19 protein-coding genes are annotated in these 22,984 nt (G+C 70.2%); 8 read left to right on the forward strand and 11 right to left on the reverse strand.

Annotated elements, in window-relative coordinates:
* Positions 1 to 54: 54 nt before the first annotated feature.
* Positions 55 to 2,064 carry an aldo/keto reductase gene (locus BLU27_RS01380; RefSeq protein ID WP_092649811.1) on the reverse strand — a complete coding sequence of 670 codons (2,010 nt, stop codon included), beginning with the start codon at positions 2,062 to 2,064 and terminating at the stop codon, positions 55 to 57.
* Positions 2,065 to 2,325: 261 nt separating this feature from the next.
* Here BLU27_RS01380 and BLU27_RS01385 point away from each other — a divergent pair, with 261 nt between their 5' ends.
* Genes BLU27_RS01385 through BLU27_RS01395 form a run of 3 tightly spaced genes read left to right on the forward strand, consistent with a single transcriptional unit; the run spans position 2,326 to position 5,552 of the window.
* Positions 2,326 to 3,717, forward strand: coding sequence for an extracellular solute-binding protein (locus BLU27_RS01385; protein WP_241827720.1), 1,392 nt, complete (start codon positions 2,326 to 2,328; stop codon positions 3,715 to 3,717).
* Positions 3,714 to 4,664 (forward strand): carbohydrate ABC transporter permease, encoded by a 951-nt coding sequence (locus BLU27_RS01390; protein ID WP_092649813.1) that lies wholly within the window; start codon positions 3,714 to 3,716, stop codon positions 4,662 to 4,664. Before BLU27_RS01385 ends, BLU27_RS01390 begins: the two co-directional genes overlap by 4 nt.
* A gap of 15 nt (positions 4,665 to 4,679) precedes the next feature.
* Positions 4,680 to 5,552 carry a carbohydrate ABC transporter permease gene (locus BLU27_RS01395; protein WP_092649815.1) on the forward strand — a complete coding sequence of 291 codons (873 nt, stop codon included), beginning with the start codon at positions 4,680 to 4,682 and terminating at the stop codon, positions 5,550 to 5,552.
* A 404-nt stretch (positions 5,553 to 5,956) separates the two neighbouring features.
* On the opposite strand, the gene BLU27_RS01400 is transcribed toward BLU27_RS01395, so the two are convergent.
* The 3 genes from BLU27_RS01400 to BLU27_RS01410 form a co-directional block, all read right to left on the reverse strand.
* The gene (locus BLU27_RS01400) at positions 5,957 to 6,316 is read right to left on the reverse strand and encodes a response regulator transcription factor (protein WP_197681629.1); all 360 of its coding nucleotides are present in this window, start codon (positions 6,314 to 6,316) and stop codon (positions 5,957 to 5,959) included.
* Between the two features lie 401 nt (positions 6,317 to 6,717).
* Positions 6,718 to 7,818 carry a Gfo/Idh/MocA family protein gene (locus BLU27_RS01405; protein ID WP_092649817.1) on the reverse strand — a complete coding sequence of 367 codons (1,101 nt, stop codon included), beginning with the start codon at positions 7,816 to 7,818 and terminating at the stop codon, positions 6,718 to 6,720.
* On the reverse strand, positions 7,803 to 8,483 hold the full coding sequence (locus tag BLU27_RS01410) for a ThuA domain-containing protein (RefSeq protein ID WP_241827721.1): 681 nt from the start codon (positions 8,481 to 8,483) through the stop codon (positions 7,803 to 7,805). The genes BLU27_RS01405 and BLU27_RS01410 overlap by 16 nt, the downstream gene beginning before the upstream one ends.
* Before the next feature lie 395 nt (positions 8,484 to 8,878).
* Here BLU27_RS01410 and BLU27_RS01415 point away from each other — a divergent pair, with 395 nt between their 5' ends.
* Both BLU27_RS01415 and BLU27_RS01420 read left to right on the forward strand, forming a co-directional pair.
* Positions 8,879 to 9,268, forward strand: coding sequence for a hypothetical protein (locus BLU27_RS01415; RefSeq protein WP_092649820.1), 390 nt, complete (start codon positions 8,879 to 8,881; stop codon positions 9,266 to 9,268).
* Positions 9,269 to 9,374: 106 nt separating this feature from the next.
* A complete protein-coding gene (locus tag BLU27_RS01420; protein WP_092649822.1) occupies positions 9,375 to 10,199 on the forward strand; it encodes a methylenetetrahydrofolate reductase in 825 nt (274 codons plus the stop codon).
* On the opposite strand, the gene BLU27_RS01425 is transcribed toward BLU27_RS01420, so the two are convergent.
* Positions 10,135 to 10,965 (reverse strand): nucleotidyltransferase domain-containing protein, encoded by an 831-nt coding sequence (locus tag BLU27_RS01425; RefSeq protein WP_092649823.1) that lies wholly within the window; start codon positions 10,963 to 10,965, stop codon positions 10,135 to 10,137. The two genes, BLU27_RS01420 and BLU27_RS01425, sit on opposite strands and share 65 nt — an antisense overlap.
* Positions 10,966 to 11,250: 285 nt before the next feature.
* On the opposite strand from BLU27_RS01425, the gene BLU27_RS01430 reads away from it, so the two are divergent.
* Entirely contained in the window at positions 11,251 to 11,562 is a 312-nt protein-coding gene (locus BLU27_RS01430; protein ID WP_422386069.1) for a winged helix-turn-helix domain-containing protein, read from the forward strand.
* Between the two features lie 74 nt (positions 11,563 to 11,636).
* Here the strand turns inward: BLU27_RS01430 and BLU27_RS01435 are convergent, their stop codons facing one another.
* Complete coding sequence (locus BLU27_RS01435) at positions 11,637 to 14,882, reverse strand: family 78 glycoside hydrolase catalytic domain (protein WP_172804844.1); 3,246 nt, start codon at positions 14,880 to 14,882, stop codon at positions 11,637 to 11,639.
* A gap of 231 nt (positions 14,883 to 15,113) precedes the next feature.
* Here BLU27_RS01435 and BLU27_RS01440 point away from each other — a divergent pair, with 231 nt between their 5' ends.
* Positions 15,114 to 16,178 carry a LacI family DNA-binding transcriptional regulator gene (locus BLU27_RS01440; protein ID WP_172804845.1) on the forward strand — a complete coding sequence of 355 codons (1,065 nt, stop codon included), beginning with the start codon at positions 15,114 to 15,116 and terminating at the stop codon, positions 16,176 to 16,178.
* 145 nt (positions 16,179 to 16,323) lie between these two features.
* Here BLU27_RS01440 and BLU27_RS01445 read toward each other — a convergent pair whose 3' ends face one another.
* From BLU27_RS01445 to BLU27_RS01465, 5 genes are all read right to left on the reverse strand, one after another.
* Positions 16,324 to 17,118 carry a class I SAM-dependent methyltransferase gene (locus BLU27_RS01445; RefSeq protein ID WP_092649829.1) on the reverse strand — a complete coding sequence of 265 codons (795 nt, stop codon included), beginning with the start codon at positions 17,116 to 17,118 and terminating at the stop codon, positions 16,324 to 16,326.
* Positions 17,119 to 17,201: 83 nt separating this feature from the next.
* Positions 17,202 to 17,948 carry an iron-dependent transcriptional repressor DtxR gene (locus tag BLU27_RS01450; protein WP_092649831.1) on the reverse strand — a complete coding sequence of 249 codons (747 nt, stop codon included), beginning with the start codon at positions 17,946 to 17,948 and terminating at the stop codon, positions 17,202 to 17,204.
* Between the two features lie 66 nt (positions 17,949 to 18,014).
* Entirely contained in the window at positions 18,015 to 18,818 is an 804-nt protein-coding gene (locus BLU27_RS01455) for a cupin domain-containing protein (RefSeq protein WP_197681630.1), read from the reverse strand.
* 144 nt (positions 18,819 to 18,962) lie between these two features.
* Positions 18,963 to 19,979 (reverse strand): hydroxyacid dehydrogenase, encoded by a 1,017-nt coding sequence (locus BLU27_RS01460; RefSeq protein WP_092649833.1) that lies wholly within the window; start codon positions 19,977 to 19,979, stop codon positions 18,963 to 18,965.
* 103 nt (positions 19,980 to 20,082) lie between these two features.
* Positions 20,083 to 21,117, reverse strand: coding sequence for a LacI family DNA-binding transcriptional regulator (locus tag BLU27_RS01465; RefSeq protein WP_092649835.1), 1,035 nt, complete (start codon positions 21,115 to 21,117; stop codon positions 20,083 to 20,085).
* Positions 21,118 to 21,537: 420 nt separating this feature from the next.
* Between BLU27_RS01465 and ngcE the strand changes: the two genes are divergently transcribed.
* Positions 21,538 to 22,977: an N-acetylglucosamine/diacetylchitobiose ABC transporter substrate-binding protein gene (gene ngcE / locus BLU27_RS01470; RefSeq protein ID WP_092649837.1), complete on the forward strand. Its 1,440-nt coding sequence runs from the start codon at positions 21,538 to 21,540 to the stop codon at positions 22,975 to 22,977.
* The last annotated feature ends 7 nt before the right edge of the window (positions 22,978 to 22,984 follow it).

Genomic DNA, 22,984 nt, shown 5'->3' on the forward strand with positions numbered 1-22,984 from the left:
GGCCAACCAGGCCAACCAGGTCGACCAGGCCAGGCAACCAGGACGCGTCTCGCCCTAGTCGCGCAGGTCCAGCCAGCGCACCTCGTCCGGGGTCAGCTCCACCTGCAGGCCGGGCAGCGAGCTGTGGGTCTCCGCCAGCGCCCGCGGCCCGATCAGCGGGAACGTCGGGAAGTCCTGGTGCAGGACGTACGCCAGCGCGATCGCGGTCGGGTGCACGCCCCGCTTCTGCGCCAGCGACGTGGCCCGCGCCAGCCGCTCGAAGTTGTCGTCGCTGTACCAGCAGCGCACCAGCTCGGCGTCGGAACGGTCCTCGGGCTTGGCCCGCCCGGTGAAGAAGCCCCGCGCCTGGCTCGACCAGGGCATCAGCGCCAGCTGGTTCTTCTCCAGCCACTGCCGGGACTCGTCGTCGCTGACGGCCAGGCAGCCGGCCCAGGGAACGTCCAGCGCCCTTGCCAGGCTGAAGTTGTTGCTCACCGCCACCATGGGTTGACGGCCGTTGGCCTCGGCGTAGGCGTTGGCCTCGGCGATGCGCTCGAGGGTCCAGTTCGAACCCCCGTACGCCTTGATCCGGCCGGCGCGGTAGTGCTCGTCCAGCACGTCGATGAACTCACCGACCGGGTAGTCGAGGTTGTCCCGGTGCATGAAGTAGACGTCGACGTAGTCGGTCTGCAGGCGTTCCAGCGACTCGTGCAGCTGCCGGGTGATCGACTCGGGGTCGCAGTGCGGCGTGTGCGCGCCCTTGCCGATGACCACGACGTCCTCGCGGACGCCGCGGTTGCGGATCCACTGCCCCAGAACCCGTTCGCACTGCCCTCGCCCGTAGATGTAGCCGGTGTCGAAGGTGGTGCCGCCGCGCTCGAAGAAGTCGTCGAACATCGCGGTGCCGTGCGAGAGGTTCATCTGGTTGTCCACGCCCATCACCAGGCGGGAGACCTGCTTGTCGACACCCGTGATCTTGCCGTACTTCATGGTGTGGTCGTCGCGTCGCCGCAGCGGCCGCCGGTGCACCGTGGGCCGGTTGGCGTCGAGCCGCTCCGACGGATACTCCAGTCCGATCTCGGCACGCCACTTGTCCAGGGTGGCCGCCGTGCCGAGGGAGTCCGCCCAGGTCATCGCCGGCGCCTGCCGGTCGGCCAGGTGCGCGGCCACCGTGTCGGCCTCGGCGGCGTACAGGGGAACCGTCTCCACCTCGACGTGCCGGTCGTCCTCGCCGACGCGGTGCACCTCGATGCCCGCGCTGCTCCCGTCGCGGGCCGGCAGCCACGGGTTGGGCACCACGAGGTAGCCCTCGCTGCCGGTCACCCGGACGACGTTCTCCGCCGACTTGCGGATGCCGGTCACGACGTGCGCGGACACCCCACCAGGGAACGTGAGGTTGGCCGCGGCCCACTCGTCGACGCCGGTCTCACCGACGCGGCCGACCGCGGTGACCGAGGTGGGTTCGGCGAACGGCTCACCGGTCGCGACGCCGGCGATCAACCGGGCCATCGTGACGGGATAGCCACCCACGTCGAGGATGCCGCCGCCGGCGAGGTCGGCGTCCCACAGCCGGCTGCCCGGCCGCGGTGACCCGCCGAACGCGAACGACGCCTCGATCTGGTGGACCTTCCCGATCGCGCCCTCGCGCAGCAGGTCCAGCAGGGCCGCGGTCTGCGGCACGCAGCGGTACATGTACGCCTCCATCAAGAAGACGTCATGCTCGCGGGCCGCCTCGATCACGGCCATCGTCTCGGCGTGGTTGACGGTCAGGGGCTTCTCGCACAGGATGTGCTTGCCCGCCTCGGCCGCCCTGATCGCCCACTGCGCATGCTGAGGGTGGGGGGTCGAGATGTAGACCGCGTCGACCTCGTCGTCGGCGAGTAGCTCCTCGTAGCTGCCGTAGGCGCGGGCGCCGCCGAACTCCGCGGCGAACGCCTTCGCCTTGTCGAGGTCGCGGCTGCCCACCGCCACGAGCACGCCGGTGCTCGACGCCGGAAGGTCTCCTGCAAAGCGGCGGGCGATGTTGCCCGGGCCGAGAATTCCCCAGCCCAGCTTTCCGTCCGCACGTGTGATGTCTGGTGCCATGAGCCCAAGCCTTCCAGGCTGTCCGGGCAACCTCGGCGCCGAGCCGCTACCGGTCGCCGGACTGGCCGAACTCGGACACCGCAAGGCGGGGTTGGCGGTTTTCGGCGACCCTGGGTCGTCTCCACCCACCCCGGCGTGTTCGGCAGTGTGATCGTCCCTTGCCAGATGCGGGGCTCGATGTCATCTTCTGGTGCTCACACGGGGTCAGCGAAGTGTGCGGAGCGCGACGATCAAGCGCGACAACAAAGGAGTGCGATGGTCATGCCGGCAGCACGCATCTCGCGCCGACGGGCGATCCAGGCCCTCGGCGGGCTTGGCCTGGGCGCGATGGGCCTCCTCACCGGAGGTTGCACGTTCACCAAGGGCACGCCGCCCATCACCGACGTCGGTCTGGACAAGAAGCCGGCTCCGGGTCGCAAGACGAACATCGAGATCTACAGCGTCTGGGGTTCGACGGTCGGAGCGGGGATGGTCAAACTCGCGACGCTCTTCGAGCAGGCCCAGCCGGACATCGGCGTTCGGGTCACCTACGCACCGGCCGGGATGGGCGGCGGAGCGGTCCAGCAGAAGCTGTTCACCGCCATCGCCGGTGGCAACCCGCCCGACATCGGGCAGCTCGTTCCGTCCCAGGCACCGCAGTGGGTCGAGCTCGGCATCATGACCGACCTCACCGATCGCTACCGCGCCGCGGGCCTTTCCAAGGACGACTTCTTCCCGCCGGTCTGGGAGAGCATCACCTACCAGGACAAGGTCTGGCAGATGCAGTGGGACGCCGACCCGAACTTCCCCTTCTTCTGGAACAAGCAGGTTTTCGAGGACGCCGGCCTGGACCCGGAAAAGCCGCCGAAGACGCTGGACGAGGTCGACGAGTACTCCGCGAAGATCCTGAAGAAGTCGGGTGCCAACGTCACCAGGATCGGCATGATCCCGTGGGACTCCTACGGCTACTCCAACTCGCTGTTCACGTGGGGCTTCGGTTTCGGCGCGGAGTTCTACGACAAGGAACGCGAGGAGGTGACCCCCGACCACGAGTACGCCGTGAAGGCGCTGGAGTGGATCGTCAGGTACGCGAAGTCTGTAGGCGGCGCGGACCGGGTGACGGTGACCCCGCCGGGCCTGCAGCTGCACCCGTTCAGCACCGGCAACATCGGCATGGCCCCGCTGGTCGCACCGAACTACCGCGACATCAAGACCAACGTCAAGGACATGAAGATCGGCGCCGCCCTCCTTCCGTTCGAGCCGCCCGGGGCGAAGGCCCCTGGCGCCGGTGCCTGGATCGGCGGCTGGGGGATGTTCATCCCGGCGACCGCCCGGCACAAGGACGAGGCCTGGGAGTTCATGCGCTGGGCCGGCGCCACCGACGAGGGCACCAAGGCCCAGTGGGAGACGATCGGGTTCCCGCCCGGCTACCGCAAGGCCGCGGTCCTGGCCGAGATCCGCGACGACCCGGTGATGGCGCCGTTCTACGACGTCCTCACCACCGCCACCAACATCCGGCCGCCGGTGCCGGTGGCCGACTTCTACTTCACCCAGCTCGACGAGCAGATCAGCAACGCCGTGCTCGGCTTGAGCACACCACTGCAGGCCCTGCGCACGGTCAAGGAGAACGTCATGGGCGAGTGGGACAGGTTCCGTAAGGAGGTCGAGGCATGACCACGACCACCGCACCGTCGACGCCGGCCGGTGGCCGGTCTGCCACCAGACGGTCCACACGCACGCCCCAGCAACGCCGCAACTTCTTCTGGGGCCTGGTGTTCACCTCCCCGGCGATCATCGGGCTGCTGTGGTTCACCGCCTATCCGGTGCTGGTGTCGCTGTACTACAGCTTCACCTCGGCCACGATGATGAAGCCCGCGGAGTGGCTCGGGCTCGGCAACTACGAGTCGCTGCTGTCGGACTCCTCCTGGTGGAGCTCGCTCGGCAACACCCTCTACTACATCGTGGTGAGCGTGCCGCTCGGCATCGCGGTGGCGTTGTTCCTCGCCATCCTGCTCAACCTGAACGTCCGCGGGCAGTCGATCTACCGGGTGATCTTCTACCTGCCGGCGATCGTCCCGCTGGTGGCTTCCGCGGTGGTGTGGTTGTACGTCTTCAACCCGCAGTACGGCGTCCTCAACACCGTCCTCGGGTGGTTCGGCATCACCGGGCCGGGCTGGCTGGCCAGCCCGGAGTGGGCGATGCCCGCGCTGATCATCTTCAGCACCTGGGGCGCGGGCAACCTGATGATCATCCTGCTGGCCGGCCTGCAGGACGTGCCGCAGGACCTGCACGACCAGGCCAAGGTGGACGGCGCGGGGGTGTTCCGGCGCTTCCGGCACGTGAGCCTGCCGTTCCTCAGCCCGCACCTGTTGTTCGCCCTGGTCACCGGTCTGATCGCGGGATTCCAGTTCTTCACCCCGGTGTTCGTGCTGACCAACGGAACCGGCGGCCCGGCGGGCAAGACCCTCGTCTCGGGGCTGTACCTGTACCAGAACGCGTTCCAGTTCTTCAAGGTCGGCTACGCGAGCGCGATCGCCTGGGTGCTGTTCATCATCGTCGGCCTCGGTACCGCGCTCGTCTTCCGCCTGGTCGGCCGGCGCGTCTACTACGGCGGAGCATAGGAGGGCTGAGAAAAGATGGCAGTCGCACAACGCACCGCCCTCCCCGCCCAACGCGGCGCGGGCTGGAACAAACTCGCCGAGAAGATCGTCGCGCACGCGTTCCTGATCGCGATCAGCGTGATCTTCATGGTGCCGTTCTTCTGGATGGTCTCCGGCTCGATCAAGACCGGTGCCGACCTGAACGCCTTTCCGGTGGTGTGGTTTCCCAAGACGCTGACGCTTGAGAACTACATCGCCGGGCTGCAGGTGTTCCCGTTCGCCCGGTACCTGTTCAACACGCTGGTGATCTGCGCCTTCTCCATGCTCGGCGCGGCGCTGTCGAGCTCGTTCGTGGCGTACGGGCTGTCCCGGATCGAGTGGCGGTGGCGCACGCCGTTGTTCGTGGTGATCCTGTCCACGATGATGATCCCGTTCTACGTCACGATGGTGCCGCTGTTCACGATGTTCCGAGCGATCGGGTGGACCGACACCTATCTCCCGTTGATCGTTCCGCACTTCTTCGGCGTGCCGTTCTACATCTTCCTGCTCCGGCAGTTCTTCCTGAGCATCCCGAAGGAGATGTCGGAGTCGGCCCGCATGGACGGCGCCAACGAGCTGGTCATCTACTGGCGGATCATCCTGCCGCTTGCCAAGCCGGCCTTGGCGGCGGTGGCGTTGTTCCAGTTCCTCACGTCCTGGAACGACCTGCTGGGCCCGCTGATCTACCTCAGCGACGCCGACAGCTACACGCTCTCGCTCGGACTGACGTTCTTCCGCAGTGAGTACAGCTCGCAGTTCGGGCCGCTGATGGCGGCCAGCACGGTGGTGGTGATCCCGGTGATCGTGGTGTTCTTCTTCGCCCAGCGGACGTTCATCCAGGGCATCACCCTCACCGGCGTGAAGGGCTGACCGCGGCCGGCCTCGGCCGAACCTCGGGCAGTCGTCAACCCGAAGCTGCCACAACCTGTCCTGCCACCTCCTGAAAGAGCCAGAACCCGAAGCAGGAACGACGAACGCCCGGCCGAGACCATTCGGCCGGGCGTTCGCGTTGCGCTTTTCGTCACGCTCGGTGGTAATTCCGGCCCGATTCCCGGCCAACAAGGTCGATCACAACCTGGTAACGATCCCACACGGAATGCCGTTCGCCCTGGAAAGCCCTCTCCGAGCACGGAGCCCTCACCAAAAAAACCGCTGGGCGGATGCCGTCTGGCACCCGCCCAGCGGGAGGTTCGGTAGGCGACCGACGGGCCGAGCGCTTCGTTGCGCTGCGACTCGCCGGCGCGGGGAGAGCTGCTTCGAACCCTGCTGGGGTTCTAGATCAGCCCGTTCCTCGCGGCCCAAGCGACGACCTGAATCGGCGCCCGGGCACCGAGTCGGTCGCAGAGCGCCCGCGAACGCCGGCGCACCGTCCGATCGGAAAGCGCTAGCCGACGCGCGATGGCTTCCACCGGAAGCCCGTCGGCCAGCAGTGCCAGGAGCCTGATCTCGTCGTCGGTCACACGGCGCCGTAGATCGGTCGTCGTCGTGACGTGACTTGGAACGTGACTCGGAACATGACTGGGAACATTGTGATGCGTCGTGGTGACAGCTGGCGCACTATAGATGCCCTCATTGGCGACACCAGCCGGTCGAAGAGCCCTCACTACGCCATGGCTGAGATCTGACATGCCCATCCGCCTTCGCGTTGACCCCGTACCCTGCGTTCGCGTTAACCCCGTGTTAAAAGAAGCGGCCTGAGTCGTTTCAATGTCCACCTAAGGTACGGGCGCCGCATCGCCTAGTCAACGGTCGGACGCACGCTGTTCCCGACTACTTCCCGCTATCAATAAACGCTTCGTGAGCGCGCGAACTCGCCTTGTCACGTTGGGTTCGTTTCCTGCAGGTAACACCGATCAAGCTACGCGGACACCGTCCGATGACTGCCGTTCCACGCCCGGTCACCTCGACGCGTGACCGCCGCGAAGTCCGTCCCGCACCCCCTTCCGGATGCGGACACCGGAAAGCCGACGGCCCCCACACCGTGTGGTGTGGGGGCCGTTGGTGGCGTCGTGCGTCGAACGCTTCAGGCCGCGGCTCAGGCCACGTCGGGGGTCGCACCTTCCGGTACGGCCGCCGGGCGCTCCACCGTGCTCTCCACCTCGACCGGGGCGCCGCCCCGGGTGCCGGACTCGAGCAGCGACTCCATCACGTCGAGCACGTGGTAGGCGAGCTCGCCGCTGGCCCGGTGCCGTCCGCCGTCGCGGATCGCCCGTGCCATGTCGGCCAGGCCGTAGCCGCGGCCGGAGTCGGCGTACCCGCCGGCCACCTGCGCCACCGACCACTCGTGGCTGCCGGGCTTGAACACCTCGACGTCACCGGCGAACGTGTTCGGGTCGGGCACCGACAGCGAGCCCTCGCTGCCGTAGACCTCGATGCGGGGCAGCTTGGCACCCCACACGTCGAAACTGGTGACGATCGAGGTGAGGACACCGGACTCGTGCTCGAGGACGCCGGTCACGTGCGTGTCCACCTCGACGGTGAACGTCGTCCCCTCCTTGGGACCACTGCCGACAGTGCGCTCCTGCCGGGCCCGGCCGACCCGCCCGGTCACCCGGGCGATCGGGCCGAGCAGGTTGATCAGCGCGCTGAGGTAGTAGGGGCCCATGTCCAGCAGCGGGCCGCCGCCCGGCTTGTAGTAGAACTCCGGGTCCGGGTGCCACGGCTCGGGGCCGGGGCTGACGAAGAACGCGGTCGCCGCGATCGGCTGGCCGATCTCCCCGCGGTCGAGCAGGGCCCGGGCGGTCTGTGTACCGGTGCCGAGCACGGTGTCGGGCGCGCAGCCGATCCGCAGGCCGGCCTGGGCGGCGGCGTCGAGCAGCGGCCGCGCCTCCTGCCGGGTCACCGCCAGCGGCTTCTCGCCGTAGACGTGCTTGCCCGCACCGAGGGCGGCCAAGGTCACCGAGGCGTGTGCGGCCGGGATGGTGAGGTTGAGGATGGCCTCCACCTCCTCGTCGGCGTACAGCTCGTCGGGAGTCATCGCCCGGACGCCGTACTTTTCGCCGGCGGCCTTGGCCCGCGAGATGTCCAGATCGGCGGCGGCGACGACCTCGGTCCCCGGCAGCTTGGCCAGGTGCTCGAAGTACGTCCTGCTGATCGTGCCGGTGCCGACGACGCCAACCTTCAGCGGCTCGCCCATAGCAGTCCTCTCTCGATGATCGTGCGAACCTCGGGGGTGTCGAGGTCGTCAAGCTTGTGGCCGACCGTACAGACGAAGACCCGGCCCGAACCCCAGGGCTTGGTCCACACGGCCGGCATGGTCACGCCGTCGATCCAGGGGTAGTCCGGGTGAGCGGCGAAGGTCGTGGACGCGAGCACGTCGATGCTCGGGTCCGCGTGTACGTAGTACTGCTCGGTGTGGACGGCAAACCGGTCGACACCCGCGACGATCGGGTGGTCGGCCCGCTCAGGAAGCACCCGGACCTCGTAGTCGACGAAGCCGCCCGGGTGGCAGATGAACTGCCCGCCGACCATGAAGTTGTACTCGAGGTCGGCCCGGAAGGCGTCGGCGATGCCGCCGTGCCAGCCGGCGAGCCCGGTGCCCGCCCGGACGGCCGTGTCCAGGCCCTTGCTCTGCTCGGGGGTGATCTGGCCCATCGTCCAGCACTGCACGATCAGGTCGGTCGAGGCGAGGAGGTCGGCGTCGAGGTAGGAGTCCAGGGTGTCGGAGACCTCCACGGTGTAACCGCTCTCCCGCAGGAACGGGACGAAGCGATCGGTTGCCTCCACGGGCACGTGGCCCTCCCAGCCTCCGCGTACGACCAGCGCGCGGCGCGATCCGGCGGGACCCGGCGATGTTGTCACGGGCGTCAGCTCCTCCTGTGCGAGCCCAAAAGCGAGGGCTTGACGGTATGGCGCGCGGTCACGCCCGGCAACGCCGCCCCCCTTCGCGTTCACCATGTGAGAACCGCTCCCGCGCGGGGTGTCCGGAGCTCGCCAGCAGCGGGTCCCGTTGGAGCGTTGGCGACCTGCGTCCTGCGGCAGGGGGCACGGCGTCCTGTGGCTGAAATGTGCCAGCGCGCTGCCGAACGGTTTACGACTGCCGGTGAGCATGGCCATACTCCCCGTCGACCGGGCCGCCGGCCTGCTCTCTCCCGTCGGCATGGTCTGTTCAACGTCTCCGCACGTGGTGCGCGTCGTCGTAGCGCTGGCGCCTGCACAACTTCGTCGCGGCGGCCTGCGGGTGTGGTTCGACCCTGGTGGCCGACTACCTGCCCACGCTCGGCCACACCAGGACCGAGTACGTCACGGCCCGTCCGGACGTCGGCGTCCAGCCCAGCTGGCAGTACCTCTACGACAACCCCGGCGACGTGATGTACGCCCGGGACCTGCCGGCGTACCAGCTCGGGCAGCACACCGGCGAGGACTGGCTGGCCGCGCCGTTCTCCCCCGGGCCTGCCAACTCCGAGTTGACACTGAGCGGTGCGCGGCGGGCGAGCACGCGGTTCGGCGACACGCTGACCTACGACATCGCCCCCTGGACCGACTCGGCCGGGCACTGGACCCAGTCGCTCGGGCCGGCGACTCGCGGAGCCGGGGTCGGTGTCGTTGCGGGTCACCGCCGACGACGGGGCGGGCAGCACCGTTGACCAGACCCTGGTCCGGGCGTACCACCTGACCCACCGCTGAGCGCCTGGCGCCGAGCACGGGCGGAGGGAAGCACGGGCGGGGAGCGGGCACCCCTAAGCTGAGCGGATGCCCGCTCCCGCGTTCGAGGTCGTCTGCGAGGTCGAGCCGCCTGCGCGGCCGGACCTCGCCCACGTCCGCCGGCAGATCGAAGTGCTGGGTCCGGTCGCCGACGCCTTCCTGGCGCCGGACAACCATCTGGGCCGCGCCACGATCTCCAGCGTCGCCGTCGCGCACGAGATCCAGCGCGCCGGCGGCCGCGGGCTGGCCTGCCTGAACGCCCGGGACCGCAACCTGCTCGGCCTGCGCCGCGACCTCCTCACCGCGGCGGCGTACGGCGTCGAGCGGTTCGTGTTCGTCTACGGCGACAAGCCCACCTCCGGCAACCGGACCGGTGACCTGACGGTGCGCGCCATGCTGGAGGAGGTGAGGAGGTTCGCGGAGGAGCCGGAGCTACGGGGCGGCGGGTTCCGCGCGGGGGTCGCCGCCGGCCCGGGCCCCCTGCCGGCGTGGAAGCGGGCGGCGGACTTCGTGTTCACGCAGGTGGGGTTCGACGTGACCGGGCAGGTGCGCTGGCGGGAGACGCACGGCCCGGACTGCCCGGTGTACGCCGGGGTTCTCGTACTCTCCAGCGAGGCGATGGCCCGCCGGCTCGCGGCGAGCATCCCGGACCTGAACGTCCCCGAGGAGCTGATCCGCCGGGTCGGGCAGGACCGCCGGGCCGGTGTCGAGGCGGCGTGTGAACAGGTCGAGCGGATCCGGGACAGCGGCGCCTTCGACGGTGTTCACCTCGTCACCGGCGTGCGCTTCGGTCCGATGGCCGAGGAACTCACCCGACGCGGACTGGCACGTCCAGCGCAGAGCGGTCCCGGGCTCGGTCCAGCAGCACGGTGAGTCCCGACCAGTCGGGCACGTAGTCGGGCCAGACCCGCGCGGCGAGCTCGTCGAAGAGTCCTGCCGAGGCGTCCACCAGGTCGAGCACGCTGTCCCGCCCGGAGTCCTGCTCGGGCATCAGGTCGAGGACGTGGTCCCAGACGTCGTTGCCGGCGCCGCCGAACCGGTGGTGCACGTCGTCTTCCGCGCGGTCGCGCAGGAGCATGGCGAGGACCAGGCACAGCCGGGGCAGTTCCAGCGCGAGGTGGCCGCCGATCAGCAGGTCGTCGCGAGCGTCCTTGGCCACGGCGAGCGCGGCGGTGAACCGGAACTGGTGCACCAGGGCAGGTAGCTCCGCCTCGTCCGAACCAGGACCCTCGTGGCCCGCGGCACCCGCCTCGCTCACTGTCAGGTCGATCCGGCGCCGGTCGGCCGGAAGCACGTCCGGGTCGTCGACGGCACTGAGGTCGACCCGCCGCCCGTCGCGGAACACCGCCCGGACCAGGGCGCCGCCATCCCGGTCGGAGCACTGGAAGGTCCAGAGCGGGCCGAGGAACGCGAGCCAGTCCGGCGCCGCGATCTTGTGCGGGTCCTCACCGGCGACCACCAGTCCGATGTCGAGGTCGCTCCACTCGTCGAGCTCACCACTCGCCCCGGAGCCGTACACCCAGGCCTGGGTGACCGCACGGTCGGCTGCGGCCGCCGCGGCGATGCGGTTCAGCGCGTCCGAATGCCAGCTGCGCATGAGCGCCCCCTTGTCGTCGTACTCTGCCTGCCACCAGGGCATGTCCAGGGCATGTCAAGGACACCTCTCGCTTCGGCGCCGCCGCGATGTCCTGGCGTGTCGACGTCTTCGCGCAGCGTTACGACGCACCGTCGCCACATGCTGGTTCCCATCCTGCCGGGGCCGATTCCGGGCAATCCGGCCAGGGCCGGTCCTCCTCGCCCGCTCCGGCTGGGCTGCTTGCCGGAAACCTTCCCTGCTCTTGGACTAAATCACAGGTCGCTCTCAGGTTGACCCGCGAAGCTCCCCCGCGTAGCCAACCCCTATTCCGACCCCTGAGGACCGCCGGTGTTGACCTACTGTGACCTGGAACTCGACGAGCACGCCCACGAGGTTCGCCGCAGCGGCGTCACCGTCAGGCTCTCCCCCACCGAGTTCAACCTGCTCCGTTACCTCCTGATCAACGCGGAGAAGGTCGTGAGCAAGACCCAGATCCTGGACCGGGTGTGGGACTACCAGGCGGGCGGCGACAGCCGCATCGTCGAGTCCTACATCAGCTACCTGCGCCGCAAGATCGACAAGCAGGACCCGCCTCTCATCCACACCGTGCGCGGCGTGGGGTACACGCTGCGCAGGCCCCGGGGCGCGGCCGTGCGCTGACCGTGCGCCGACCGGGGTGGGCGCCCAGGTGTCTGGAAGCGCGGTCGGGCCGGAGCACGGCCGGCCGTGCTCCATCAGGTCATGGCCGGCACCTGGAAGGTGTACGAGCCCGAACCCACCCGGACCAGCGTCTCCCTACCGTCGGTGCTCGGCTCCGCCGCCAGGCCGTCCGCCGCGGCGAGCGGCTCGCCGCCCTCGGTCACCCCGGACGCGTCCGCCGTCGGCAGCCAGACCTCGCCGGTGACGTTCGGGGGCAGCGTGACCTCCAGGGTGAACGCTCCCTCCGGTGTCTGCCGCCAGCGCGTCGACACCTTGCCGTACGGCGTCCGCAGTGACGCCCGCGCCCAGCTGACGTCGCCTCCGGCGCGCGGGCGGACCACCACCTTCCGGTAGCCCGGCTCTCCCGGCGCGATCCCGCCGAGCGTCTGGTAGATCCACTCACCGACCGCGCCGTAGGCGTAGTGGTTGAACGACGTCATGCCCGGGTCCTGGAAGCCGCGCGAGTCGCTCCAGGAGTCCCAGCGCTCCCACATCGTGGTGGCGTCGCCGTGCACGACGGGGTAGAGCCAGGACGGGAAGGTGTCCTGGGTGAGCAGCCGGAACGCGACGTCCTCGAAGCCGAACCTCGACAGCACCGGCAGGAGGTAGGGCGTGCCCAGGAAGCCGGTGGCGAGGTGCCAGTTGCGGGAGGCGATCTCCTCCACCAGGTGCCGGGCGGCGAGTGGCTCCTCCGCGGGTTCGAGCAGCCCGAAGTGCAGGGCGAGCACGTACGACGTCTGGGTTCCGGACTCCACGCGCCCACCGCCGCGCACGTAGCGGGCCCGGAACGCCGCCCGCACCTGCTCGTACAGCTTCTCCCAGCGAGCCGCGTCGTCGGACCGGTCGAGTTCGGCGGCCAGCTTCGCGGCGACGCGGGCGGCGTAGGCGAAGAAGGCGGTGGCCACCAGGTCGGCCGGGGTCGGCGTCGGCGCCAGCCAGTCGGCGAACCCCTCGGCCGGGCGCACCAGGTCGGTGCTGTGCGACTCGAGGTAGTCGAGCCAGGAACCGACCGCGGCGAGGTTCTCCGCGACCACCCGGCGGTCGCCGTACGCGCGCAGCAGCTCCCACGGAACGATCTCGATCGCGTCGCCCCATCCGGCGGCACCCGCGGCCGCGCGTCCGTCACCGCCCATCTGGAACGACTGGGGCGACAGCACGTCCGGTGCGACGTGGGGAACGCCGCCGTCGGGCTGCTGGCCGTCGCGCAGGTCCCGCAGCCACTTGCGCAGGAACGAACGGACGTCGTAGTTGTACGCCGCGGTCGACGCGAACACCTGTGCGTCGCCCGTCCAGCCGAGCCGCTCGTCGCGCTGCGGGCAGTCGGTCGGAACGCTGAGGAAGTTGCCGCGCTGACCCCAGACGATGTTGTGCTGCAGCTGGTTGAGCCGTGGGTCGGAGCACTCGAACGTGCCGATCTGCTCCATGTCGGCGAAGACGACCTTCGCCTGTACGTCGGCCGGGTCGAGATCGCCTTGCAGGCCGACGATCTCGGCGTACCGGAACCCGTGCACGGTGAAGCGGGGCTCGAACACCTCACCGTCGGGGTCGCCGCGCAGGACGTACTCGTCGGTGGCCCGGGCGTCGCGCAGCGCCTCGACGTAGAGCTCGCCGCGATGGTCGAGTACCTCCGCGTGCCGCAGCAGCAGCCTCGTGCCCGCCTGTCCGCGTACGCGCAACCGGACCCAGCCGACGAGGTTCTGGCCGAAGTCGACCAGGTGCACGCCGGACCGCGGTGAGGTGACGGTGACCGCGGGCAGGATCTCCTTGACACGGATCGGCGGAGCGACCTCGGCCTCCAGCGGACCGTGCGTGGGCGAGCCGGCGACCGCGTGCTGCCAGGCGGAGTCGTCGAAGCCGGGCAGGTCCCACCCGGTGGGCTCCAGCCGGGCGTCGACGACCTCGCCGTTCTGCAGGTCGGCGTACCTCGTCGCACCCTCCCCCGCCCGCCACGACTCGTCGGTGGCCACGACGGTGCGGGTGCCGTCGGTGTGCTCGACCTCCAACCGTGCGCGGAACAATCGGTGCCGGCCGTACTGGAACGGACCGAACCAGCAGACGTTGCCGGCGTACCACCCGTCGGCGAGCACGCCCGCGAGGACGTTGTCGCCGGACCGCACCAGGTCGGTCACGTCGTAGGTCTGGTACGGCACGCGCCGGGCGTAGTCGGTCCAGCCCGGCGCGAACCGGTGGTCCCCCACCCGCTCGCCGTTCAGCCGCGCCTCGTACAACCCGAGCGCGGTGGCGTAGAGGCGGGCGCGGCGAACCGGCGCGTCGGTCCGGAACTCCTTGCGCAGACAGGGACTTGGGCGGTAGCTGAGCGGTGAACGACCGTGCGGCGCGACGCCGTGCAGGCCGAACGCCTGGGCCAGTTGCCACCTCGAGTCGTCCTGGCCGTCCGTCTCCCAGCCATCGCCTGCGGTCTGCGAGCACCGCCAACTGTCGTCGCTGGTCACCACGACATGGTTGCCGCCCGACTCGGCGTCGAGCCGCACCACCAGACCCGGCAGGCCGACGAGGCTCGTGTCGCTGCCCGCGCCTGCGCGCCCCTCGGTGTTGCCCTCGACGGCGACGGCGAGAACGTTCGTGCCCGAACGGATCGTGTTCGCCTCGATCGGGCTGCCGTCCGCGGCCACCTCGCGTCCGTTGCAGTAGACCCGGACCCGCGCCTCGTCCGCGTCGGCCAGCAGGCGTACCCGCTCGGCGTCGAAACCCGCCGGGACCTCGAACCGCGTCCTGAAGTAGGCGGTGCGCGCGGCCGACGAAAGGGCGCCGGGCAGCCACACGCGCTGGATCCTGTGCGGCCGGCCGGCGTAGTCCAGCGACACCGCGTCGGCGAGGTCGTCCTCACCGGGCGCGCCGATCCACCGCGTCTGGACCCCGTCAGCCTGCCAGTCGGCCTCGGCCGGCAGGCCCATCTCGAACTCCGCCGGCTCGCTCCACCCCGAGTCACGGCCGGCCTCGTCGGTCACCCGCACCGCCCAGGCGTAGCGCTCACGGGCGGCCAGTACCGGACCGGCGTACGTCACCCCGGCCGACTGGTCGGACGTCACCTCGCCGGAGTCCCACACCACGGCCGGGTGTGCGTCGGCACCGTCCGCGAGGGGTTCGGCTCCGGCCGCGGCAGGGAAAAGCCGGATTCGGTAAGCGCGCTGAGCTCTGCTCCGGCCGTTTCCGGTCAGTTCCCAGGCCAGAAGCGGCGTGGGTTCGTCCAGGCCGAGGGGGGATTTCGCGGTCTCTGTCCGAAGATTGTGCGGCCGAAGGGGCCCGGCGGTTTCGTCCACGTCACTGTCCGTCCGTTGAATTGGGCGGTGAAACCTTTCAAGATTCGCGCGAGTGACGCTATTGTCGGCGCAGCGGACTGTCAAGGGCCTCCTATGCTGGATCCCAAGCCTGGTTCGCGTATGGGCAGTAGCCCGGTGGTTGGGGGGCGCTTTCGCGGCCGGCCGGCGGGTGCGTTTCATGGCCGGTCCGGGGAATACCTTTTCCGGGCGGGCCTTACCTGGGAGGGATTCATGGCGGCGATTGCCGAAAGTGTGGGTCGTACGCCGCACAGCGCCGCGCGACGCCGGGGTATTCGGGACGTGGCCGAACTCGCCGGCGTGTCCGTCGGGACCGTTTCGAACGTGCTGAACAAACCCGCACTGGTGGCCGAGGAGACCCGGCACAAGGTGGAGGAGGCCATCGCGACGCTCGGCTTCGTCCGCAACGGTTCGGCCCGCCAGCTCCGCGCCGGCACCAGCCGTGCGGTCGGGGCGATCGTTCTCGACATCGCCAACCCGTTCTTCACCGACGTCGCCCGCGGCATCGAGGACCGCCTCGCCGAGGACGACCACATCCTCATCCTGGCCAGTTCCGACGAGAGCAACGAACGCGAACTCCGCTACCTCCGGCTGCTGGAGGAACAAGGCGTGCAGGGCGTCCTGGTCAGTCCCGCGGAGGAGGACCTCACCTGGCTGGACCAGGCCCGCGACCGCGGCACCGCCGTCGTACTGCTCGACCGCAGCGACGGCGGAACGATGTGCTCGGTCGGAGTGGACGACGTACGCGGCGGCGAGCTCGCCGCCGCTCACCTGATCTCGCTGGGACACCGCCGCATCGCGTTCGTCAACGGGCCAACGAAGATCCGGCAGTGCGCGGACCGGCGCAAGGGCGTGCGGAAGGCGTTGAAGGCGGCCGGTCTCACCCTGTCCGGTTCGCTGGTGGAGGTGACCGTCAGCGCGCTGAACGCCGACGGCGGCGAGCAGGCCCTCACCCGGGTGCTCGACCAGGCGGACGGCGTCACCGCCATCGTCTGCGTCAACGACCTCACCGCGCTCGGCGTGCTGCGGGGGCTGCGCAAACGTGGTCTCAGCGTGCCCGACGACGTCGCGGTGGTGGGGTACGACGACGTGGAGTTCGCGGCCGTGCTCACCACTCCGCTGACGTCCATCCGCCAGCCGCGCTACCAGATCGGCCGGGCAGCCGCCGACCTCCTCCTCGCCGAGGCCGGGGCCCACGGGCAGCACGAGCACGAACAGGTGTTGTTCCAGCCCGAGCTGGTCGTACGCGAGTCCAGCGGACCACACCAACCGCGTTGACCCGACGTCGGCGAAGACGTCCGCGAACACGTCGGCAAAAACTGCGACAAGGATGCTGGCAACGACTCTGACAAGAGCGGGTTGACAGCGGCAGGGGGGTGTCAACGCCGGCTTGCCCGGGGTGCCGGTTCGCGGACTGCCGCTCTCAGCGGCGCATCGCCAGCACCCGGCGGATCGGGATGGCGACGTCCACTCCGGCGTCACGACCGTGCGCGCGTTCGGTGAGCCAGCCGATCGCCGCCGCTCGTCGCTCCTCCGACAGCTCCGGCAGATACAGGGCGGTGACCAGCAACTCGGCGTCGGCCGCGTCGCGTACGCAGAACACGAAGCGTTCGCGGGCATCCTCGACAACGTGCAGGCCGGCGCCTTCCAGAAGGTCACCCAGCCCGCCGAGCTCGGCCCACCCGGGAAACCGCGGCGGCCTGCGCAACCTGGCTGTCAGCGGCCCGAGGACGCGAAGGTCGCTCGCCCGCAGCGGCACCGCGGCGGCAACTGTCGCCGTCAGCATCCCACCCGGGCGCAACACCCGCGCGATCTCGGCCAGGGCCTCCGCCAGCGGCTGCACCACCATCAGCCCCATCGAGCACACGACCGCGTCGAACCTGCCGTCGGTGAACGGCAGCCTGGTGGCGTCGGCACAGAGCACCTGGGCGTGGTGGCGCTCGCGGGCGACCTCCAGCTCCCGCCGCGACCGGTCGATCCCGACGATCATGGGATCGGCGATGCCCTCCCGGTGGTACTGCTCCAGGTGCAGCTCACCGGCCACCGCCCCACTGCCGCACGCGACGTCGAGAACGCGGCGTCCCCGACCCGCCACCGGCCGTAGCACCCAGCCGTACGGCGTGAGGTCGCCGGCGCGGCAACGGCGCAGCAGATCCTCGGTGACACCGGCGTGGCGGAGGTGGAAGTCGTCGAGATAGCCCGGCCAGTCAGACGTCACGGCGGGTCAGCCTCCTTCGCGGAGGACGGGGGCAGGGCAGGTCGAGGATAGGACCCGGGTCCGACGGCCGGCGCCGGGGTGCCCTACAGACGCCGGACGAAGATGTGGCCGGCGTGCTGGTGGGCGATCTCGGCGGTCGCGCCGGCGATCCGGGCCGACCCGTCGCCGCCCACCTCGTCGCCGTCACCGCCCCGGACCAGGACACTGTCCGGTCCGGCCGTCACCGTCACCGTCTGCCCCGGAAGCGCACCCGCCCTGCGCAGCACCTCCATCAACTCCGGCGTGGTCTGCAGCGGCTCGCTGATCCGGCGTACGACCACCTTGGTCTCCTCGCCGGTCCCGGCCGTGGCGACCACCTGCTCCAGCGACTCCACCTCGGCCAGGAAGTCCTCCACCGCGCCGGAGTAGCCGAGCTCGGAAAGGCCGGGGATGGGGTTGCCGTAGGGCGAGACCGTCGGCTCACCGAGGATCGTCACCAGGCGGCGTTCCACGTCGTCGGAGATCACGTGCTCCCAGCGGCAGGCCTCGACGTGCACCAGCTCCCAGTCCAGGCCGATCACGTCGACCAGCAGGCGCTCGGCGAGCCGGTGCTTGCGCATCACCCGCGTGGCCAGTGTCCGGCCCTTCGGCGACAGCTCCAGGTGCCGGTCGCCCTGGACGGTGAGCAGTCCGTCCCGCTCCATCCGGGCAACCGTCTGGCTGACCGTGGGGCCGGACTGGTGCAGGCGTTCGGCGATCCGGGCACGGAGGGGGACGATCCCCTCCTCCTCCAGCTCGTACACGGTGCGGAGATACATCTCCGTGGTGTCGATCAGATCGCTGTGGCTCACGCCGCGTGCTCCTTCTTAGGTCTGCCTGCCCAAAGGATACGCGGCGGCGTCCGGACCTGGCCGCGGTCAAAACGGGCGAAAGGCTGGCAGGGTGCGCCGTAACCGTCGTAACGGGCTATCGACGCTCGGGCTCGGCATCATAGGCCGAAAGGCGCCCACACATGCCGTACCTCTCCCGGGCGGGTACGGACTGGCCGAAGATCCCGCCCGCACCCAGGTGGGCGACGTCACCTGTGGCCAGCGCGGTGAGCTGGCGCCCGGACTCCTCCGCGGCGGCCAGCGGACCCCGCTCCCACCGCTCCCGCCAGCTGTCCAGCCGCGGCGCGACGAGCCGCCGGGCGGCGGTGTAGAAGTCGGCCAGCGCGCCCGGACCCTCCGCCTCCACCCGCGCCCGGAGCGCGAGGAACCCTCGACGGCGAGGTCTCGCCGCGCACGCGCGGCGGGCTCGTCGCGGGGGTCGAGCGCGGCCGGCCAGCCGAGCCGGGTGGCCTCGGCGTACCGCTCGGCGTCGGCGAGCAGCTCCGAGGGCAGCGTCATCACCGCGTCACCGGCCTCGGGCAGCCCGGCGTTCTGCATCACCACCAGGATGTCCAGGTCACCGTCGTTCACCGCGCGGTGGATCACGCCCGGCGTGAACCAGACGATCTCACCGCGCCGCAGCGGCACCTCGACGTAGCCGTCCGGGCCGAGCGTCTGCAGCCGGCCGGAGCCGCCGAGCACGATGTAGCCATCGGTGCAGAGCAGGTGCACGTGCGGTGACCCGCCCCGTAGTCCGTCGGGAGTGGGCCAGTCGTAGATGCGGATGCGGGAGATCGCCGTGCCGCCGGGGAAGGCCCCGACCGCACGGCGAACGCCCGCGGGCGACGGCATCGCGGTCACCTGCTCTTGCGTGCCGCGCCTCTCTCCTCTGCCTTGCGCCTGTCCCGCTCGCGCTTGCGGCGGGTGCGTTCCTTCGTCCAACGAACCTTCGCTCGCGATCCTCGTCCCATGCCCGGAGCCTATCCCTACGTACGCTCAGGCCAGCAGGTCCAGCCGCGCACGGTCGACCGCATGCGCGAAGTCCTCGCCCCGCGCGAAGCGTTCCACCTCGTCCACCGCGAGCGCACCCATCCGGTGCACCTCGTTGCCCAGCGACCCGGCGATGTGCGGCGTCAGCACGACGTTCGGCAACCCGAACAGCGGCGAGTCGGCGGGCAGCGGCTCCGGGTCGGTGACGTCCAGTACCGCGGACAGCCGGCCGCTCACCGCCTCCGCCGTCAGCGCGTCGGTGTCCACCAGTCGGCCGCGCGCGGTGTTGACGAGCGTCGCGCCGTCCGGCATCAGGGCCAGCCGGCGGGCGTCGAACATGTGGTACGTCGCCGGTACGTCCGGCGCGTGGATGCTCACCACGTCCGAACTGGCGGCGAGTTGGTCCAGGTCGACCAGCCGGGCGCCGAGGTCGGCCGCCTGCGCAGCGGTCAGGGTCGGGTCCGCCAGCAGGACGTTCAGGTCGTACGCCGCGAGCATGTCCAGCACCCGCCGGCCGACGTGCGAGGCGCCGACGATCCCCACGGTGGTGCCGTAGTTGCCCAGGCCGGGGAACCGCGCCGCCCAGTCCTGCCGCCGCGCGTCGGCGCGGTAGGCCGCCTGGATCGGGAACGCCCGCTTGCCGGCCAGCACCACCATGGCCACGGTGTACTCCGCGACGGGTACGGCGTTCGCGGCGACCGCCGAGGAGACCCGGACGCCGTGGTCCCAGGCGGCCTGGGTTACCAGGCTCTTGACCGAGCCGGCGCCGTGGACGATGGCGGCCAGCCCGGGTGCGGCGGCGACCGCCTCGGCGTCCACGGGCGGAGCTCCCCAGCAGGTGAGCAGCACCTCCGCACGCCCGAGCGCGGCCCGGGCGCGCGCACTGCGGTACTCGTCGAGAACGAGGTCGAGGTCCACGTCGGCGAGCATCGCGAGGCGCTGCCGTTGGTGGTCGTCGAGCAGTCGGGGCAGGTTCGCCGGGGACATCGCGAGGACGACTCCAGGTCGGCGCGCTTGGACCATGTGCGGCAGCGTAGCGCGCGAGGGTAAGCGCTTCCCCAGCCGCGCGAAGACGGTGGTGGCCACGTCCGGCGCGAGCTCGGCTGTGCCTTGGGGATCGGTGCGGTCAGCCGCGCACTCTGCGGGTGCTCTCCCGGAGCACGACCTCGCCGCGTACGCGCACCAGCCGGTCCTTGTCCGGAGCGTCGAGCTCCAGCGCCAGCTCCGCGGCGCGCACGCCCATCTCCTCCAGCGGCAGCCGGACCGTGGTCAGCGGCGGGACCAGGTCGCGCAACGTCTGGATGTCGTCGAAGCCGGCGATGGAGAGGTCACGCGGAACGTCGACGCCCTCGTCGCGACAGGCCGCCATCGCACCGACCGCCATCACGTCGTTCACCGCGAAGACGCAGGTGACGCCGAGCCCGCGGGCCACCAGCTCACGCGCCGCCTCGTATCCGCCGTCGCGGGTGAAGGGCCCTTCGACCACCGCGTCGGGCGCGAGCTCCAGGCCCTTCTCGGCCAGGCCGGCCTTGAACCCCGCCAGCCGGTCGCGCGCGGTCAGCAGAGGACGCGGGCCCGCGAGTACGCCGAACCGCCGGTGCCCGAGCTCGGCCAGCTTCACCGCCAGCTCCCGTGCCCCCGCGCGGTTCTCCGGAAGCACCGTGTCCGCCGGAAGCTTGTGCTGGCTGACGCACGCCACCCGGCCGCCGGAACGCCGGAACGCCGTCACCTCCGCGGCCAGCCGCTCGGTCTGCTCCCTGTCGGCGGTGCGGGTGCCGGCGAGGATCACCGCCCGGGCACGCTGGGCCCGCATCATCGCGACGTACTGCAACTCGCGGTTGGGGTTGCGCGACGTGGTGCCCAGCGTCACGATCAGGCCGCGCTCGTCGGCGACGCGCATCACCCCGGAGGCGATCGCGGAGAAGTACGGATCGGCGATGTCGTGCATGACCAGGCCGACGGTCGAACTCGTACCGCGTGCGACCGCCTGGGCGTGCAGGTTGGGCGTGTAGCCGAGCTCGTGCGCAGCCTTCAGCACCACCACCCGAAGGTCCTCGTTGACCCGCCGGGTGCTGCCGTTGAGCACCCGCGACGCGGTCGCCAGCGACACCCCGGCCCGCCGGGCGACGTCGCCGAGAGTGACCACCGTGGGAAGGCTCATGTGTTCCGTTTCTCCACCCGCAGTTCGGCCCGGCGTACGTCGGTGTACGCCGGCGTACCTCGGCCTGGTCCGACGTACGCGGTCCAGCATGCCGGATCGAGCACACAGGCGGGCAGCCAGACGCACCGGCGAGCCAACCGGCGCAGGAAAATTACCTTTACGTGTCGGCTTGTCGTAAACCCTTGTTGGCACGCTCGGCGCCGCACTAAAGTGCTCGCACTCCACGATCAGTCGGCGGCCGTGACAGACCGTCACGGCGACCGCTTTCCGGTCCCCTTCGCGGACTCCGCCGGGGCCGACCTCGCACGACGCACCGCGCATCACACGACGCACCGCGCATCACCTGACGAAGCAACGCATCGCCTGACGTACCGACGTATCGACGCACTGATGCATCGCACGACGTAATCAGGAGGAACGATGACCGAGCATCCCCCGTTCGCCGGCCTGGACCGCCGACAGTTCCTGCGCCGTGCGGCCGCGCTCGCCGCCGCGGCCACAGGCTCGTCCGTGCTCGGCGCGTGCGCGACCAGCGGCGGAGGTGGCGGAGGCAGCCCGGCCAAGCCGAAGTCCAACGGCAGGGCGGACGCGAAGAACCCCTTCGGCGTCGACCCGAAGGCGCCGCTCGACGTCGTCATCTTCAAGGGCGGCTTCAGCGACGAGTACGCGAAGTACCACGAGAAGATGTACCAGAAGCGCTATCCGCAGGCGAAGGTCCACCACCTGGGCACCCAGGAGATCACCGCGCAGCTGCAGCCCCGCTTCGTCAACGGCAACCCGCCGGACGTCATCGACAACTCCGGCGCCCAGGACCTCGACACCGCCACCCTGGTCAACCAGGGTCAGCTGACCGAGCTCGCCGACCTGCTCGAGGCACCCTCGTGGGACACGGCCGGCAAGAAGGTCGAGGACACCGTGGTCGAGGGCACGTTCGACCCGCTGACGTTCGACGGCAAGATCTACGGCCTGCCGTACGCCTTCAACATCAACGGTCTGTGGCACGACGCCAGGCTCTTCGGCGACAACCAGTGGGAGACGCCGAAGACCTGGGACGAGCTGATGGCGCTCGGTGCGAAGACCAAGGCCAAGGGCATCCCGCTGTGGACCTACCAGGGGCAGTACCCCGCCTACATGCTCACCGTCTTCAACGCGATGGTGCAGAAGCACGGCGGCAAGGAGGTGCTGAAGAACATCGACAACCTCGAGGACGGCGCCTGGCAGCAGCAGGCCGTACGCGACGTCGCCGAGGCGTTCTTCGAGCTGAAGTCGAAGGGCTACATCCTGCCCGGCACCGCCTCGCTCAGCCACACCCAGGCGCAGGCCGCGTGGCTGCAGCGCAAGGCGGCGATCATCCCCTGCGGGTCGTGGCTGAAGAGCGAGATGAAGTCGCAGGTGCCGAGCGACTTCGAGATGACCATCACGCCCACCCCGTCGTTGGACGACAGCGACAAGTTCCCGTACGAGGCGATTCCGAACACGCCGACCGAGACCTTCATCGTGCCGTCCAAGGCCAAGAACGTCCCCGGCGGCCTGGAGTACCTCCGCATCATGTTGTCCAAGGAGGGCGCGCAGAAGTTCGCCGAGCTGACCTACACGCTGACGGTGGTCAAGGGCGCGCACGAGGCCCAGGCGCAGGACCCCGTGCTCAAGTCGTCCCTCGCCGCGCTGGAGGCGGCCCAGAAGGTCGACCGGCTCGACACCCCGACGTACGGCACGTGGTACCGCCCGCTGACCGAGGAGGCCGAGGCCGCGATCGGCGTGCTGCTCACCAGCAAGCTGGACGCCAAGGGGTTCGTCGACCGGGTGCAGCGCAAGGCCGACCAGGTGAAGAAGTCGAACATCAAGAAGTTCAAGCGCTGAGCCCAGA

It is taken from the genome of Actinopolymorpha singaporensis (assembly GCF_900104745.1).
Taxonomy (GTDB): domain Bacteria; phylum Actinomycetota; class Actinomycetes; order Propionibacteriales; family Actinopolymorphaceae; genus Actinopolymorpha; species Actinopolymorpha singaporensis.